18 protein-coding genes are annotated in these 17,476 nt (G+C 58.2%); all 18 read left to right on the top strand.

The genetic code is table 11. The annotated features are described in order from the left end of the window. Nucleotides 1-327 (top strand): IS3 family transposase (locus tag B0G52_RS28870; protein ID WP_158223549.1); only part of this gene is annotated, 327 nt, incomplete at its 5' end. Nucleotides 328-384: 57 nt separating this feature from the next. Beyond that, nucleotides 385-507: a hypothetical protein gene (locus B0G52_RS36515; protein WP_255407518.1), complete on the top strand. Its 123-nt coding sequence runs from the start codon at nt 385-387 to the stop codon at nt 505-507. 99 nt (nt 508-606) lie between these two features. Next, nucleotides 607-828, top strand: a complete 222-nt coding sequence (locus B0G52_RS28865; protein ID WP_094049810.1) for a hypothetical protein — start codon at nt 607-609, stop codon at nt 826-828. Between the two features lie 17 nt (nt 829-845). Continuing rightward, nucleotides 846-1,208, top strand: coding sequence for a spore coat protein (locus B0G52_RS28860; RefSeq protein ID WP_094049808.1), 363 nt, complete (start codon nt 846-848; stop codon nt 1,206-1,208). A 134-nt stretch (nt 1,209-1,342) separates the two neighbouring features. After that, nucleotides 1,343-1,834, top strand: a complete 492-nt coding sequence (locus tag B0G52_RS28855) for an Lrp/AsnC family transcriptional regulator (RefSeq protein ID WP_094049807.1) — start codon at nt 1,343-1,345, stop codon at nt 1,832-1,834. A gap of 38 nt (nt 1,835-1,872) precedes the next feature. After that, complete coding sequence (locus tag B0G52_RS28850; RefSeq protein ID WP_094049805.1) at nt 1,873-3,102, top strand: aminotransferase class I/II-fold pyridoxal phosphate-dependent enzyme; 1,230 nt, start codon at nt 1,873-1,875, stop codon at nt 3,100-3,102. Between the two features lie 107 nt (nt 3,103-3,209). Then, nucleotides 3,210-3,464, top strand: a complete 255-nt coding sequence (locus B0G52_RS28845; protein WP_158223921.1) for an aspartyl-phosphate phosphatase Spo0E family protein — start codon at nt 3,210-3,212, stop codon at nt 3,462-3,464. 45 nt (nt 3,465-3,509) lie between these two features. Further along, entirely contained in the window at nt 3,510-4,175 is a 666-nt protein-coding gene (locus B0G52_RS28840; protein WP_094049801.1) for a P-loop NTPase family protein, read from the top strand. Continuing rightward, entirely contained in the window at nt 4,150-4,728 is a 579-nt protein-coding gene (locus B0G52_RS28835; protein WP_094049799.1) for a cob(I)yrinic acid a,c-diamide adenosyltransferase, read from the top strand. The genes B0G52_RS28840 and B0G52_RS28835 overlap by 26 nt, the downstream gene beginning before the upstream one ends. 4 nt (nt 4,729-4,732) lie before the next feature. Continuing rightward, on the top strand, nt 4,733-5,704 hold the full coding sequence (locus B0G52_RS28830; protein ID WP_094049797.1) for an RluA family pseudouridine synthase: 972 nt from the start codon (nt 4,733-4,735) through the stop codon (nt 5,702-5,704). Nucleotides 5,705-5,723: 19 nt separating this feature from the next. Beyond that, entirely contained in the window at nt 5,724-6,092 is a 369-nt protein-coding gene (locus B0G52_RS28825) for an arsenate reductase family protein (protein WP_094049795.1), read from the top strand. Next, nucleotides 6,089-7,309, top strand: coding sequence for an aminotransferase class I/II-fold pyridoxal phosphate-dependent enzyme (locus B0G52_RS28820; protein WP_094049793.1), 1,221 nt, complete (start codon nt 6,089-6,091; stop codon nt 7,307-7,309). The genes B0G52_RS28825 and B0G52_RS28820 overlap by 4 nt, the downstream gene beginning before the upstream one ends. Nucleotides 7,310-7,566: 257 nt before the next feature. Next, a complete protein-coding gene (locus B0G52_RS28815) occupies nt 7,567-10,221 on the top strand; it encodes a glycoside hydrolase family 78 protein (protein ID WP_094049791.1) in 2,655 nt (884 codons plus the stop codon). 136 nt (nt 10,222-10,357) lie between these two features. Continuing rightward, nucleotides 10,358-11,659 (top strand): ROK family protein, encoded by a 1,302-nt coding sequence (locus tag B0G52_RS28810; protein WP_094049790.1) that lies wholly within the window; start codon nt 10,358-10,360, stop codon nt 11,657-11,659. 175 nt (nt 11,660-11,834) lie between these two features. Next, a complete protein-coding gene (locus B0G52_RS28805) occupies nt 11,835-12,470 on the top strand; it encodes a D-sedoheptulose-7-phosphate isomerase (protein ID WP_094049788.1) in 636 nt (211 codons plus the stop codon). Continuing rightward, nucleotides 12,467-13,474 carry an ROK family protein gene (locus tag B0G52_RS28800; protein ID WP_094049786.1) on the top strand — a complete coding sequence of 336 codons (1,008 nt, stop codon included), beginning with the start codon at nt 12,467-12,469 and terminating at the stop codon, nt 13,472-13,474. Before B0G52_RS28805 ends, B0G52_RS28800 begins: the two co-directional genes overlap by 4 nt. Nucleotides 13,475-13,481: 7 nt before the next feature. Beyond that, nucleotides 13,482-16,001: an alpha-mannosidase gene (locus B0G52_RS28795; RefSeq protein ID WP_094049785.1), complete on the top strand. Its 2,520-nt coding sequence runs from the start codon at nt 13,482-13,484 to the stop codon at nt 15,999-16,001. 86 nt (nt 16,002-16,087) lie between these two features. After that, nucleotides 16,088-17,431 (top strand): ABC transporter substrate-binding protein, encoded by a 1,344-nt coding sequence (locus tag B0G52_RS28790; RefSeq protein WP_094049784.1) that lies wholly within the window; start codon nt 16,088-16,090, stop codon nt 17,429-17,431. Nucleotides 17,432-17,476: the final 45 nt, after the last annotated feature.

Raw genomic sequence — 17,476 nt, 5'->3', positions numbered from 1 at the left:
ATTGCAAGCGTGTCTGGGCGTCTGGATCGCATCAAGATGTTTCATACCGATCGCGGGAGTGAGTTCGATAACAAGCTCATTTCCGAGGCGCTGGAAACCTTCGAAATTAAGCGCTCGCTGAGCAATAAAGGCTGCCCTCACGATAATGCAGTTGCCGAAGCAACGTTTAAGATTTTCAAGACGGAGTTTTTCAACCAACGACATTTTCAAAATCTTCAACAACTGAAGCTGGAACTTGATGATTACGTTCACTGGTTCAATCATCACCGCATTCACGGGACACTTGATTATCGGACGCCTGTTGAAGCTCGGCGGTTGCCCTCATAAAATCTGTCCGATTTCGTGTTGACAATCCAAGGTAGGACAGGCAAAGGGGAGGGGGCGGTGAAAGCGGACGAGATGGGGAGGACGGACAAAGACGATGAGAAGATAAGGTGGACGAGACACTGGGCGGGTGAGGCGGACGGGGCGATGAGCGGAGGAGACGAGGGGGATGCTGCGGGCTGAGGGAAGGAAACGGGTGAGGTGAAAGGTGCATAGGAGGAAGGGCTTCTAGGCAGACTATGGTCTGATGTGCCAAAGAACGATTGGGAGGTATGAGGGTCCATGCAAGCCATCACAGCAAAAGAGTTGGAATACATCGCCGATTCGATGTCGAACGAGGATTTGTTGATCAAGCAGTGCGCAGTGGGAGCGGCGACGATTACGAATCCGCAGCTTAGGCAGACGTGCTCTCACATGATTAACGTGCATACCCAGCACTACAACACGTTGTTGAGCAGTTTGCAGCAGCACCAGGCAATTGCGCCGGCTCAGCCCCAAGCTTAGGAGGAGGGTTTACGACGATGTTCAACAATGCGGTTTTGCCTGACGAGGATATGGGCTATACGATTCTTTCCGATCTTAAACGGGTTACCCGGGAATACGCGACGGCGGCTACGGAGTCGGTATGTCCGGAAGTTCGGCAAATGTTTACGCAGCTTCTGGACGATACGCTTAAGCTGCAAGGAGAGCTGTATACGGTTATGCAGCAAAATAACATGTACAGCGCGTCGTCCCCCGCGATCAAGCCCGAACTGGACAAGCAGTTGAAGGAGTACCAGCAGACGCAGCAGAAGACGACGCAGTTCGTTCAGCAGACGCAGGCGGCGCAAGCCAACATCGCGATGAACGCCCAGAACGGCGCGCAGGCGCCTGCCTATCAGTAACGTTCCATCCCTGCATCGCTCCCCGGTCGGCAATTCAATTGCCGATGCGGGGATTTTTTAGACCTTCCTTGGATTTCACTACCCATGCAGCCTGTTTTTGATGTATCATGAAGAGTAATTCAGGAGGGATTAGGATGAACGAATTGAAGTTGAGCATCTTGGATTTGCTCAAGGAGGACGCCCGCTTGTCCGCCGCTACGATCGCGACGATGCTGGGGGCAGCCGAGGAAGAAGTGTCTGCGGCGATCGCGGAAATGGAGCAGGATCACGTCATCGTCAAGTACGCGACGGTCGTTAACTGGAGCAAGGTCGACGACGAGAAAGTGACGGCGCTGATCGAGGTGGAGTGCACGCCGGAGAGAGGGCGCGGATTCGAGAACATCGCTGAACGCATTTACTTATACCCTGAAGTGAAGTCGGTCTATTTGATGTCCGGCGCTTTCGATCTGCTCGTCGAGATCGAGGGCAAGAACCTGAAGGAGGTCGCTTCGTTCGTATCGAACAAATTGTCGACGATCGAGTCGGTTATCTCCACCAAAACGTTCTTTATTCTGAAGAAATACAAGCAGGACGGCATTATTTTCGAAGAGTTCGAAGACGATCATCGCTTGCTCGTATCTCCATAAATCGCAGTCCAACGTAAACGTAAAGGAAGTATGCCCAGATGATTAAAGATGAGGAAAAGCCGAAAGTCGCGTTGGCCGATCCTTCGCGAAGCGATGGAATGCAGCGTTATTTGGCCTCTCACGCTCGCGAGATTCCGCCTTCCGGAATCCGTCGCTTCTTCGATTTGGTCAGCGCCAGCAAAGACAAAGACATCATTACGCTCGGCGTGGGGGAACCGGATTTCGTAACGCCTTGGCGGGTCAGGGATGCAGCGGTATATTCGCTGGAGAAGGGCAAGACGCAATACTCCCCGAATGCGGGCATGCTGGAACTGCGCGAAGCGATCGGACAGTACTTATACAATCAATTCAACTTGACCTATGATCCAGGCAAGGAAATGGTCGTCACCGTAGGAGGCAGCGAAGGCATCGATCTGGCGCTTCGGGCGTTGATCGAGCCGGGCGACGAAATTCTCGTTCCCGAGCCTTGCTATATTTCCTATTCTCCGATCACTTCCCTAAGCGGAGGCGTGGCGGTAGGCATTGAGACGTTCGCCGAAGACCAGTTCAAGCTGACTCCGGAAAGCTTGCGCGCGGCGATCACGCCCAAGTCGAAGATTCTCGTCCTCTGTTACCCGAGCAATCCGACCGGGGCGATCATGACCTACGAGGAAATGCTGCCGATCGCCAAAATCGTCGAGGAGCACGATTTGATCGTTATTTCCGACGAAATCTATGCGGAGCTGACGTTTAACGGCAAACACGCGAGCTTCGCGTCGTTGCCGGGCATGAAGGATCGGACGATTCTCGTAAGCGGCTTCTCCAAGGCGTTCGCGATGACGGGATGGCGGATGGGCTACGCTTGCGGACATCCCGATCTGATCAGCGCCATGCTCAAAATTCATCAGTACACGATCATGTGCGCGCCGACGATGGGACAGGTGGCCGCGCTCGAGGCGTTGACCAAGGGCGGCCTCGAAGAGAAGGACCGCATGATGGAGTCTTACAATCAGAGACGGCGCCTTGTCGTGCAAGGCTTCCGCGACATGGGACTGGAGTGCCACGAGCCGCAGGGCGCATTCTACGCGTTCCCGTCCATCCGCTCGACCGGATTGACGTCCGAGCAGTTCGCGGAGAAGCTTCTATTGGAAGGCAAAGTAGCGGCCGTCCCCGGCCACGTGTTCGGCAAGGGCGGAGAAGGCTTCTTGCGCTGCTGCTACGCGACTTCCGTCGCCCAGTTGACCGAAGCGATGGAACGGATCCACCTGTTTCTTAGAAGTTTGGAATAAAAATGAATAATTTACAAAAGTCATATTCAAACTAATCGTGTTTTGCTATAATAACCATGATTTTCGACCCGCCGAGTCTTTATTTCGACATGAGAAGGGGGAGTTACATGGCTGCGGCAAAACATAGATCCAAGAAAATGTCGTCTTTACAAGCCGATGCACCCATTATTTCTCATTACTCGGGCCGAGCGGCAGCGGAGTTGGCAGAAGAAATCGACCGTCTGCGGAAGGTGATGACCGATACTTTCCTGCAGGAGCGTTCCTTGGTCGCCGATTCCGTCATGGAGCTGAGCCGGCAATTGGATCGAAAGATCAACGAATATATGAAAGTCGTTCTTTTGAGCAGGGAGCAGGCGCGGTGACGAAACTCACCGGCCTCTTTTTTCTATTGGAGGAGGGGAAGCAAGATGCTGTGGCTCGTGATCGGCGGCATCGGCTGCGGAAAATCCGCTTTCGCGGACGAGCTTGGGCTCGCCGTCGGTCGCGAAGGCATTCGCTTGTCTTGTCCTTCTTTTCCGCTTGGGGAGCCGCCTATTGTTCCTGGTGAGACCGGAGAAAGTCGTTTCTATAAGACAAGGTCGGAGGCGGATGAGACGCTTCCGGGCAAAATCAACGCGATCAACCTGGAATCGAACTTTTTCCGCGCGGAGCGGAGGGTGGTCGTCGTCGACAGCTTGTCAGGATGGCTCAGAGCTTCGTTCGCGAGATCGGCCGGCCGGGGAAAGGGTGTGGGCTTTAAGGCGGAGCAAACGACTGAGGTTAATGGTGCGGAGCCGGGACGGGGAACGGAGATCGATGGCGCGGGGATCGAGGCGGTTAGATGGCGTGAAACGATAGATGCGATACTGGCGTTCGAGGGCCGGATTATCGTCGTGACGGAGGAGCCGGCGGCCGGGTTGAATCCGTCTCCGGGGGAGCTGGAATACGCTCGGCGTCTGGCGGAGGCGAACCGGGAGCTGCTGCAGGCAAGCCGTTCCGTCTATCGGATGACGGCGGGAATGGCCATGGAATTGAAAGGTTATCGAATGAAGGAGAGGAGCAGCCGCAATGAAAATATACACGCGGACCGGTGACGAGGGCAAAACGTCGGTCATCGGCGCACGGGTCGAGAAAGACGACTTGAGAGTGGAAGCATACGGTACGACCGACGAGTTGAACAGCTTCGTCGGACAGACAGCGGCGGTCATCGCTAAGCTGCCGGCGGAAGAGTGGAGCGACCGGCTTGAACAGTTGACGGTCATTCAGCACGAGCTGTTCGATTGCGGCTCCGATCTGAGTTATGCTTCGCCGGATCCCGGCAAGCTGAAAGTATCGGCCGAGATGACGGAAAGGCTGGAGCGCTGGATTGACGAGCTGGAGGAAAATAATCCGCCGCTTGAAAAGTTCATTCTGCCCGGAGGAAGCGAGCCGGCCGCTCTGCTTCACGTGTGCAGAACCGTCTGCAGACGCGCGGAGCGAAGAGTCGTCTCCCTGTCCCGGGAGCAGGAATGCCCGGACGAGGTGCGCAAATACTTGAATCGTCTGTCGGATTACTTTTTTGCCGCTGCAAGAGCGGCCAACGTCCGGTTGAAGGTGCAGGACGTCGAATACGAACGCAGCGCCCCGGTGTTTCGGCGGAGGTCTTAGCTTAATGGAAGATGACAACAAGCGGACGGAATATTACGAGCCGATCGAGTTCGTGGCGGAGGCCGGCGACGAAGGGCGCACCGTAAGGGACGTGCTGCGCAAACGGATCGGCATCTCGCGGAGGCTGATGGTTCGGCTTAAGACGTCCGAAGAAGGACTGTCGGTCAACGGGCAGAAAGTATGGCCGAACCACAAGCTGGCCGAAGGAGACGTCATCTCGCTTCGCATGGAAGCGGAAAGCTCGGAAACGATTTTGCCGCAGCCGATGGAGCTCGACATCGTGTTCGAAGACGAGCATCTGCTCGTGCTGAACAAGCCGGCGGGGCTGATCGTGCATCCGACGACGGGGCATTACTTGAATACGCTCGCCAACGGCGTGATGCACTATTGGCAGGAGAAGGGCGAGCGGGTCCGATTCCGGCCGGTGCACCGTCTGGATGAGCACACGTCCGGCCTTGTCGTCGTTGCCAAGCATTCGCTTGCGCAGCAGCAGCTGTCGGCGCAGATGGCGGAAGGCACCGTAGTGAAGGAGTACCGCACGTTCGTCTATGGGCGGCCGCCGGAGCCGGAAGGCAGAATCGATGCTCCGATCGGCAGGCAGACGGAAGATCCGCATCGGCGCGTCGTTCGCGAGGACGGAGCGCCGTCCCTGACGTTTTATCGGGTTGCCGAAACGTACGGGGACCAGGCCAGCTCCGTCGACATTCGGCTGGGAACGGGCAGAACGCATCAGATTCGCGTTCACATGACGCACATCGGCTGTCCGATTATCGGGGACAGTTACTATTCCGAGGAGCGCTGGAACGAATCGGAGCTGGCGCGCAGAGTGGAAGGCATCATCGGAAGGCAGGCGCTGCACGCTTGCAGACTGGGTTTCCGTCATCCGGTGACGGGGGACGAGATGCGGCTGGAGGCGGCGCTTCCGGAGGACATGAAGCTGCTGGAGCGGGAGCTCGGCAAGCTGACGAAAGATTAAAGCGAAGGGGTTAGTTAAAGTGTCGAAAGCGTTGAAAGTATATCATCTGCCGACTTGCAGCACGTGCAAGGCGGCGGTTAAAGCTTTGAAGCAGCACGGTTACGAGCTGGAATTGCACGATATTCGCGAGACGCCGCCTGCGCCGGAAGAGTTGGGCAAGCTGATCGCGTCCAGCGGTCTGCCGATCGGCAAGTGGTTTAACACGTCGGGAGAGGTTTATCGGGAGATGGGGCTGAAGGATAAGCTTCCTTCGATGTCCGAGGAAGAGAAAATTCGCTTGCTCTCGTCCAACGGCATGCTGATCAAACGTCCAATCGTCTCTGACGGCGTCAAGACGACGATCGGCTTCAAGGAGCAGGATTTCGGTCTGGCGTGGTACGGGCGATGAAGAAGCTGAATGTGCGCGCGCAGAAGCTGGACAGGCTTGGCTCTGCGATTTTCGCTGAGGTGTCCGGCTGGAAGCGGGAAGCCCGGGAGAAAGGGCTGTCCGTTATCTCGCTCGACATCGGAAGTCCGGATCGGCCGCCGGAAGAGGAGCTTCGCCGCGCGTTGGCGGACGCAAGCCTGCGGTCCGATACGTATCGCTACCCGGGAACGGAAGGCACATGGGCGTTCCGGCAAACGGTGGCGAAGTGGTTCGACCGCAGATTCGGCGTGGAGCTCGATCCGCGAAGCGAGATTGTCGCTTTGATGGGCACGCAGGACGGCTTGGCGCATCTGCCGCTCGCGATTGCCGATCCGGGAGACGCCGCGCTGCTGCCGGACCCGGGATACCCGGTGTACGGAGCGGGGCTTGCCGTAGCCGGCGTCGAGCCGATTCCGCTCCCGCTGTTGGAGGAGAACGGCTACTTGCCGGATTTCGAGGCGGTGCCTCAAGCCGTCTGGGACAAAGTCAAATTCATGATTTTGAACTATCCGAGCAACCCGCTCTCGGCCGCCGCCGATCTGGCGTTCTTCGAGCGGGCCGTACATACGGCGCGCAAGCACGGCGTGCTGCTCGTTCACGACAACGCCTACAGCGAGATGGCTTTCGACGGCTTGCGTCCGCCGAGCGTGCTTGAGGTGCCGGGCGCGTTCGAGGTCGCCATCGAGTTTCACTCGCTGTCCAAGTCTTACCATTTGGCCGGGACAAGGCTCGGCTTCGCGGTCGGCAACCGGGAGGCGCTGTCCAGCTTGCGCGACTTGAAAAACAACATCGATTTCGGCGTCTTCCTGGGCACCCAGGAAGCGGGCATCGCGGCGCTGGAAATGGATATGAATGCGCCGAGGCCGATCGCGGGCTTGTACGAGCGCCGTCGCGACGTATTCGTCCGGGCGCTTCGCGAGCAAGGCTGGAACGTGCCTTCTCCGCAGGCGACGATGTTCCTGTGGGCGCGCGTACCGGAAGGTTGGACTTCGCGAAGCTTCTCGCAATCCCTGCTTGCTGCCACGGGCGTGGCTTCCATACCGGGCAACGCGTTCGGCGAACGGGGGGAAGGCTTCGTCAGATTGGCTTTGGTCGAGGAAGAGGAGATTCTAGCGGAAGCCGCCAAGCGGATCGGCGAATTCGTTCGTAGAGGAACCCCGTACGGTATAGCGGGAGATACGTATGGAAGACCGGAGTAGTTCCGCTGCACCGAGGTCGGAGCAATTCCGACAGACCTGTAAATTCGGCGCGCTTGTGCCGGCAACGAACGTCAGAGCCTATCGTTGGCTCTGGCGTTTTTTTATCGGACTCGAAAGGAAACCGATTGACAGGTTCGAGGAGGGGGTGCTAGTATGAACGTCAATGGATCTTATTAAAGTCATATTAAAAAGTTTGGCGAGCCGCGGATCGGCCGCAGTCTTGCCGAACGGATCTGAAGACGGAGGTTTTCCAGTTGATGAGAATCACGCAGTGCTTGACGGAATACGCGGTGAACCCGCAGGGCTTGCATGTCGGGCGGCCGAGATTGTTTTGGAAAATGGAAGCGGATACGCCGGCCTGCCGGCAAAAGGCTTACCGGATCGTCGCGGCGTCTTCTCCCGAACGGTTGGATGGGGAGGTCGATTTGTGGGACAGCGGGAAGGTGGAGTCGGATCGGTCTGTTCAAATGGCGTATGAAGGCAAGCCGCTCGGCTCCGGGCAGATCGTGTACTGGAAAGTGCGCGTCTGGGACCAGGACGATCGTCCTTCCGACTGGAGCGGCGTCTCGACCTGGACGATGGGGCTGCTTCATCGATCCGAGTGGAAAGGAATGTGGATCGGCCGCAAGCGGGAGCCGGAACGCTCTTTTCAGCCTGCGCCGTATTTCCGCAAAACGACGACGGTCGCCAAGCCCGTGCGGCGCGCCACGGCGTATGCGATGGCGCTCGGCGTGTACGAGATAAGGGTGAACGGAGCCCGAATCGGCGATCGGTTCGCTCCCGGATGGACCGACTACGACAAGCGCGTTCAAGCCCAGGCATATGAGATTACGGATCAACTGGTCGGCGGAGAGAACGTCATCGGCATCGTCGTGGGCGACGGCTGGTACGCGGGAACCGTCGGTTTTCTGGGCAAGGGCGTGTACGGCGAACGTCCCTTCGTGCAAATTCAAATCGCGATCGAATACGAGGACGGCTCTTCGGAACTGATCGTAACGGATCGGTCCTGGCGCACATCGCGCGGGCCTATCGTCTATTCGGACATGATCAAGGGGGAGGAATACGACGCCAGGCTCGAGCTCGACGGTTGGGATGCCGCGGGCTATGACGATTCGGCGTGGGAAGAGCCGGACATTCGGCCGGGCTACAACGGTCTGATCTCGGAGACGCTCGAGCCGCCGATCCGGGTGACGCAGACGATCGCTCCGGTATCCGTACGACGAACGGAACGGGGCACGTGCATATTCGATATGGGACAAAACATGGTCGGCTGGGCGGAGCTTCGCGTGAGCGGAGAAGCGGGCACGAGAGTCACGCTAAGCTATGCGGAAATGCTCAATCCGGACGGAAGTCTCTATCTCGATAATCTTCGCGCCGCTGTACAACAGGATCACTATATTTTAAGCGGCCGGGGAGAGGAGCGGTACGAGCCTCATTTCACGTTTCACGGCTTCCGGTATGTCGAGCTGATCGGTTATCCGGGAGAGCCGGGGACGGAGACGCTGTCGGGCAAAGTCGTCCATTCCGATACACCCGAGGCGGGAGAGCTGGAAACGTCCGACGAAATGATCAACCAACTGTACCGCAACATTACTTGGAGCCAGCGGGGCAACTTCTTCTCCGTGCCTACCGACTGTCCGCAGCGGGACGAGAGATTGGGCTGGACGGGAGACGCGCAGATCTTCGCCCGAACGGCTTCGTACAACCGGGACGTCTCGCGCTTTTTTACGAAGTATATTCGGGATATGACCGACAGCCAGCAGCCTTCTGGGGCGTTCACCGACGTCGCTCCGGACGCAGGATGGATTCGGCACAAAATGTGGAACTCGGACGTCGGCTGGTTCGCGCCGGATAACGCCGGCTGGGGCGACGCGGGCGTCATTATCCCTTGGACGCTCTATCTGATGTACGGCGACGAGCGCATTCTGCAAACGAATTACGAAGCGATGAGAAGGTGGATCGTCTATTTGCAGGAGCGGAGCGAACGAGGCTTGAGGCCGGACTACGCAAACTACGGCGATTGGCTGTCGATCGACGCGGAGACGCCGAAAGGCGTGCTGGCGACGGCATATTTCGCCTATAGCACGAGCTTGTTCTCGCGCATTGCCGGCATTGTCGGCAACGAGGAAGACCGGGTGCGCTTCGAGTCGTTGTTCGACGAGATCGCGGCGTCGTTCCGCGACGCCTACGTGTCGGAAGACGGAAAAATCAAGGGAGAGACGCAGACGGTCTACGTGCTCGCCCTGCAGTTCGGGCTGCTCGCCGGCAAGCAGCGCCGTTCGGCGATCAACCATCTGGAGGCCGATATCCGCGGGCGCGGCGATCGGCTGTCCACGGGTTTCCTAGGCGTGGGCTACCTGCTGCCCGTATTGACCGACAACGGCCGCGCGGATCTCGCGTATCGTCTGCTGAAGCAGGAGCAGTTTCCGTCGTGGATGTATTCGATCCGGCACGGGGCTACGACGATCTGGGAGCGTTGGGACGGATGGACGTCCCACAACGGCTTTCAAAATCCGGGGATGAACTCCTTTAATCACTATTCTTTGGGGTCCGTAGGCGAGTGGATGTTCCGCTGCATGGCGGGAATCGATGCCGATCCGGACGAGCCGGGCTTTAAGCGCGTCGTGATCCGCCCGCGGCCGGGAGGCGGGCTGAGCCGGGTGAAGGCCTCGTTCGAATCGCTGTACGGCTTGATCGAAGTCGAATGGACCTTGTCTGCGGAAGAGTTCCGGCTTCGCCTCGTCGTGCCGGTCAATGCCAGCGCCACCGTCGAGCTGCCGGGGCGGCTTCTTAGTGTGGAAAGCGCGTCCGCGGCCGTCGTCGCGGAGGAAGGCAGAGGTCCGGGTGAAATTCGCGTGCAATCGGGGCGGCACGAATTCGTGTGCGCGCTTGCTCAGCCGAATTTCGTCTGAGAGCGTCCAGTGATCGAAATAGCGGGGCTGTCTCGCATGGGGGGCAGCCCCCTTTTGCATTCCGGGCAACAACGGTTATGATAGTAGCTAGAGTCGTTTGCCGCGATCGGCGGCGGACGGAAGGAGGGCGGGCAACATGGAACGGTTGAAAGGCGCGAACAACCGCAGGGTTAAAAGCATGAACCAATCGACGGTTCTTCAATATATTCGCGGCAAGGGACAAGTCTCGAAGGCGGAAATATCGGACAGGACGAAACTGAGCTTCACCGCGGTCAAAAACATTATCGAGGAGCTCGTCTCCTACGATCTCATTTGCGAAGTCGGATACGACGAGTCGTCGGGCGGAAGGAAGCCGCTGCTGTACCAGATCAAGAGCGATCGCTTCTATTCGATCGGTCTTCATCTGAGCGTCTCCCGCATTCGGGTCTCCATCTTGAATCTGGAAGGAAAAATGCACCATCAGTTCGAGACGGAGACGCGGAAGGAGTGGCTCCAGTCAAACGAGATTATCGACAGAATGATAGAATGCATCGAACGGGCTTTAATAGACGCAAACGTGGAACGGGACAAAATTTTAGGCATTGGGATGGCGATTCCCGGACCGCTCGATCCGTTCGCGGGCATCGTGCTCTCGCCGCCGAATATGAAAGGGCTCGAGCACGTTCGATTGAAGGAGCTCGTCGAAGCGCATTTCGGGTTGGAAACGTTTATCGAGAAAGACGCGAACCTGATCGCGCTCGGCGAATTCTGGCATGGGGCCGGGCGGCTGAATCACAACGTGTTCTATCTGGACGCGGACATCGGGATCGGAAGCGGGTTTATCATCGACAATAAGCTCTACCACGGGTCCCCTTACGGAGCGGGCGAAATCGGACACGGAACGATTCATATCGACGGCCCGCGCTGCAATTGCGGCAATTACGGCTGCCTGGAAGCGATCGCTTCGGGCTTGGCCATCGAGCGCCGCGCCGGGGAGGAAATCCGCCGCGGGGCGGACGCTTCCTTCCGGACGCTTTATCTGGATAACGAGAATTCTATCGACATCTATACCATTCTCCATGCGGCGAACGAGGGAGACGAGCTGGCGGGCAGGCTTCTGCTGGAATCGGCCCGGTACGTCGGCATTGCGATCGGCAACGCCATTAACCTGCTGATGCCGCAAATGATTGTCATCGGAGGGACGTTGACGCATGCCTATCCAGCTTACTTCGATCAGGTGAAGGAGGTTGCGCTAAACCGCATTCTGTCCTCCTTCGCGGACAATGCACGCATCGAAAAGGCTCAGCTCGGCATGTTCGGCGGGGCGATCGGGGCGGGGATGCTCGTGCTGGAAAATTTCTTCGACAAAGATTTAAGCGAAGGGCTGCCGGAGGCGGCGAGCAGATCGCAGGAAGGGCAAGCGGCGCCAGGAGCAGTGACAGGACAAGCTGGAGAATAACGGAAGAAAACGGGAGAAAAAGTGGCCATAGGCCACTTTTTTATTTTATTTTAATAAGATGAGGATTATTGGTAAAAAAAGCGTTGACATTAATTTGATCAGGGTGATATTATAATCCTCGAAAACAGACTTATTAAACTTAAATTAAAAAGTGGTGCCGAAAGGAAAACCAATCATGAATTACCATCTCACCCAGCTAGAGGCCAAATATCCTGATTTGAAAGTGTGCTTGCCCGATATCCAGCAGGCTTTCCTCGTTCTCGAACGGTGTTATCGCAGCGGGGGAACCGTCTTTATCGCGGGCAACGGCGGCAGCGCGGCGGATAGCGAGCATATCGTGGGCGAATTGATGAAGGGCTTCATGCTGAAGCGTCCGGTTCCCGACTCTTTCCGGCAACGGCTTTCCGAGCACTACCCGAACGAAGCCGAAGAGATCGGCGACGGCTTGCAGGGGGCGCTGCCCGCGATGTCCCTCGTCAGCCAGAGCGCGCTGTTCACCGCTTACTGCAACGATGTCGCCGCCGACATGGCCTTCGCTCAACAGGTATACGGGTACGGCAAAGAAGGCGACGTTCTGCTGGGCATCAGCACGTCGGGCAATTCGCGGAGCGTCATCCGCGCTTTGCAAGTCGCGAGGGCGAAGGGGATGGCGACGATCGGTTTAACCGGCGGCACCGGCGGTGCGATGAAAGCTCTGTGCGATGCGGCCATTATCGTCCCATACGAGCTGACTCCGGACATTCAGGAGAGACATCTTCCGATCTATCATTCATTGTGCATCATGCTGGAGGAGGCGTTCTTCGCGATATGACCACATATGCCGGAATCGATATCGGCGGCACCAAGTGCGCGGTCACGATAGGCCGAGCGTCTGCCCGGCGGATCGACATTATCGACAAAAAGTACTTTTCAACGGCGCCTACGGCCGAGGAGACGATCGAGCTGTCGATCGCCGAATTGGATTCCCTGTTCGAAATGTACCCGGAAGACCGGACGAAGCTGTCCGCGATCGGCGTCAGTTGCGGCGGACCGCTGGACAGCCACAGAGGCCTTATCCTCTCCCCGCCCAACTTGCCGCATTGGGAAAGCGTCGATATCGTAACTCCATTCCGGCGGCGCTTCGGCGTTCCGGTCGGACTTCAGAACGATGCGAACGCCTGCGCGCTCGCCGAATGGCAATGGGGGGCGGGGAAGGGAACCCGCAACATGATCTTCCTCACTTTCGGCACGGGGATGGGCGCCGGCTTGATCATGGACGGCCGCCTCTACTCGGGAACGAACGATAACGCCGGCGAGGTCGGACATATTCGGCTGGCCCCGAGCGGCCCGATCGGGTACAACAAGGCCGGCTCCTTCGAGGGGTACTGCAGCGGAGGGGGCATCGCCCGTCTGGCCCAAGCGGAGTTGAGGGAACGGATGGATGCCGGAATCGAGCTTCCCGATTTTATGCAGCCGGGCGATTCACTGGAGCAGTTATCGACCCGGGACATCGCGGAAGCGGCAAGGCTCGGCGATCCGTTCGCCCTCCGAATCTTCGAGGAAGTCGGGCGCAACCTAGGGCGCGGCCTGGCGATTCTGATCGACATTCTCAATCCGGAGAAAGTGATCATCGGAAGCATCTACGGACGTCAGAGGGAGCTGCTGGAGCCTTACATGCTCGAGGAGCTTCGGCAGGAAGCGCTGCCGAATTCCTTGTCCGTCTGCGAGATCGTGCCGGCCGGGCTGGGAGAACATGTCGGGGATTACGCAGCGCTGTCGGTCGCGAAGACGCTGCACGGAATTCAAGCGGAATTACATTGCGTAGGTGAGGAGTGAGAGGCTGATGAAGCTTCATATGATCGGCAACGCGCATCTCGATCCGGTGTGGCTATGGCAATGGCAGGAAGGGTATGCGGAGATTAAAGCGACTTTCCGCTCGGCGCTGGACCGGATGAACGAATTTCCGGATTTTATTTTCACTTGCGCGGGAGCGGCGTATTACGAATGGATCGAGCATAACGCGCCGGACATGTTCGAGGAAATTCGCGCGAGAGTGGCGGAGGGACGCTGGGTCATCGTGGGCGGCTGGTGGATTCAACCGGACTGCAACCTGCCTTCCGGGGAGTCGTTCGCCCGCCACGGCTTGTACAGCCAGCGCTATTTCATGGAGAAGTTCGGCGTAACCGCCAAAGTCGGCTACAACGTCGATTCGTTCGGCCATCACAACATGCTTCCGCAAATTTTGAAGAAGAGCGGCATGGACTATTACGTCTATATGCGCCCCGAAGAGCACGAGAAAGCAATGGAGCGCAACCTGTTCTGGTGGGAGAGCCTCGACGGCAGCCACGTGATGGCCTACCGAAATCCGATCAGCTACAACAACTGGTCGCCGAAAAACCACGAGGACGCCATTTACGGAAAAGGGCTGGAAGTCACCGAGCTTGCCCGGAGCCACGAACACGATCTGATGTGCTTCTTCGGCGTAGGCAATCACGGCGGAGGCCCGACGATCGCCAACCTTCGCTCGATACGCCGCCTGCAGGAGGAGGAGAAAGATTGCAGCTACGAGATCAGCTCGCCGAACGCCTACTTCGAAAAGATGGCTCGCTCCGGGCGGCAGCTTCCGATCTACCGGGACGATCTGCAGCATCATGCAAGCGGCTGCTATTCGACTCACGCGGAGACGAAAGCGCTTAACCGCAAGGCGGAGCACCGGCTGCTGACGGCCGAGAAATTCGGGACGCTCTCCCATTTGCTGACAGGGTTCTCCTACCCGGTCGAAGAGATTCGCCGGGCCTGGAAGCCGGTCATGTTCAACCAGTTCCACGATATTATGGGCGGGTGCTCGATCCGGGAGGCGTTCGAGGATTCCCGGGAAGCTTACGGCGAGGCGCTGCATACGTCGGCCGTCGTCCTCAACGCCGCGCTGCAGAAGATTTCCTGGTCGGTCGACACGATGAAGGAAGGGATCTCGTCGCTGAACAAGGAGAGCGATTGGCAGCTATGGGAGCAGAAGGATGCCGGAGTGCCGGTCGTCGTGTTCAATCCGCTCTCCTGGGAGACGCATGCGCCGATCCGGATCAACAAGAAAGTGGCCGGCGTGACCGACGAATCGGGGAATCCGGTCGAATGGCAAACGGTTCGAGGCTCCCGCACGAACGGGAAGGACGACAAGTTCGACACGCTGATCATGGGGCGGATTCCCGCGATGGGGTATCGCGTGTACTGGATTTATAAAGACAAGGAACAGCCCGTCGCGCAGCCGCCGGCTGCCGGATCGCTGACAGCGGAGCGGTACGCGCTGGAGAACGATTGGTACCGGCTCGAGATCGAGCCTCATACCGGACATATCAAGCGGCTCTACGACAAACGGGCCGAGACGGAAGTGCTGGAAGGCAGCGGCGCCGTGCCGGTCGTCATCGACGAGTTCCACTGCGATACGTGGGCGCACGGAGTAACGGAGTTCCGCAAGGAAATCGGACGGTTCGCCGACGCGAACGTCAAGCTGCTGGAGTCGGGGCCGCTGCGGTCGGTGCTGCGGGTAACGAACCGGTACGGCGAATCGAGCCTGAGCCAGGATTACATCCTGTACCGGGATAAGCCGGGCATCGAAGTCAAGGTCAAGCTGGATTGGCGCGAGCGGCACAAAATGCTGAAGCTTTCTTTTCCCGTCGCGGTGCACGAACCTAAAGCCACCTATGAAATTCCCTACGGCTATATTGAACGGCCCGTCAACGGCGAAGAAGAGCCGGGGCTGCAGTGGCTGGATGTGACGGGGCAAGCGAAGGGCGGCCGAAGCGGCGTGCGCGGCCTGACGCTGACGAACGACGCGAAATACAGCTACGACGTACTAGGCGGCGATCTGCGCCTGACGGTCGTCCGAAGCCCGATCTACGCCGATCATTACGGAGAACGGGACGACGACTGCGAATTCATGGATCAAGGCGTTCAGCGCTTCTCCTATGCGCTGCTGCCCCACGAGGGCGATTGGCGGGACGCGAATGCGCCGGCCCGCGCCCTGGAGCTCAACGTTCCGCCGATCCCGATTATCGAGACGTACCATACCGGCTCTCTTCCGCAAAAGGCGGCAGGCATTCGCATCTCTTCCGAGCAGTTGATTGCAGTCGCGTGGAAGCCGGCGGAGGATGGGGACGGCTACATTCTCCGCTGTCACGAAGCGTTCGGACGGAGCGGGGAAGCCGAGATCGAAGTTCCGCAGTTGAACCGGATCTGGAACGTATCGTTCGGCCCTTGCGAAATCGTCACGATGCACGTTCCGTCCGAACCCGGGCAGCCGGTTCGCCGGGTCGATCTGATCGAACGGCCGGCGGATTCCGCTTCGGAGGTGATGTCCATACGTTAGAGCCGGCGCGGCAAAGGACAGGGCATCATGATTCGCTTTCCGAAGGATGAATTGGGCTTAATCATTTTCTTAGGGGGAAAAGAACAATGACAACCAGCAAAGTAAAAGGCTTATCGCTCGTACTCGCCGTAACTTTCTTCATCGTATTCGCGTTAACGGGCTGCGGCTCCGGCAACAATGCCGGCTCGGCCGGCGGGTCAAGCAACAGCGGAAGCGGCAAAGAAAGCGCAGCGGGCAAAGTGACGAAATTGACTTTCTGGCACCCGTTCGGCAGCGAAGTCGAGAAAGCGGCGATGGAAGAGAGCGTCAAAATGTTCAACGACACGCATCCCGACATTCAAGTGAAGGCCGAGTTCATCGGCGGCGGCGGCTCCGGCAACGGGATTACCGATAAGCTGACGGTCGCGATCAATGGCGGCAATCCGCCCGACGTCGTCGCGTTCGACCGCTTCATGGTGCAGCAGTGGGCCAGCCAGGGACTGTTCGAGGAGCTGACGGCCAATGCCCAGGCGGCGGGCGTTACGGCGGACCAATTCTACGATTTCTCCTGGAAGGAAGCGTCGATGGGCGACAAGCTGTACGCCATGCCGTTCACGACGGACGATCGCGCTCTCTTCTATAATAAGAAGCTGTTCCGGGAAGCGGGACTCGATCCGGAAAATCCGCCGAAGACGATCGCCGAACTCGACGCGGCTGCCGAGAAACTTACGACCAAAAAGGGCAACCGTTACGACGTGCTGGGCTTTATCCCCTGGATGGGACAAGGCGGCGTGCTGACGTGGGGCTGGGCGTTCGGAGGAAAGTACCAGGACCCGGAGACGGGGAAAATTACCGCAAACGATCCGCAAATCGTGAAAGCGCTTGAATGGCAAGCCGGCTACGCCCAGAAATACCAGGTTCAGGCGGTGAACGATTTTGCGTCCGCGGTAGGCGGAGACATCAATCCGTTCGCGGCTGGCAAAGTGGCGATGATGGTTGGCGGTTCGTGGGAGATCAGCCAGTTCAACACGGTGCCGGATCTCGAATACGGGGTGACTCCGCTGCCGACTCCGACGGGAACGGACTTCAACACTTGGGCCGGCGGCTGGTCGTTCGTCGTGCCGAAGGGCGCGAAAAACAAAGATGCCGCGTTCACGTTCGCGAAGTTCATGAGCATGGAAGACGGCGCGAAAAACTATGCGGAAAAAACGGGCTGGTTCGTCTGTCAGAAAGATATGAACAGCGAGCTGAGCTGGGTGAAGAGCGAGCCGAGATACCAGGTGTTCGTCGATCTGTTCCCGAACGCTTACGCCCGTCCGATCATCACGAAAGGCCAGTTCTTCTTCGACCAACTGAATGCCGCCCAGGAGAAAGCGCATCTCGGGAAAGGGGATGCGAAGGCTCTGCTGGACGAGGTAACGGAGAAGACGAACGCGGAGCTGGCGAAATAAGCCGATAGGCATTGCCGAGTCAAAGGGCGGTGACGAAGCTCACCG

This window comes from Cohnella sp. SGD-V74 (genome assembly GCF_003001675.1).
GTDB lineage: Bacteria > Bacillota > Bacilli > Paenibacillales > Paenibacillaceae > Cohnella.
Note: the sequence above shows the minus strand (reverse complement) of the source record. Positions and strands in the feature narration are given on the sequence as shown.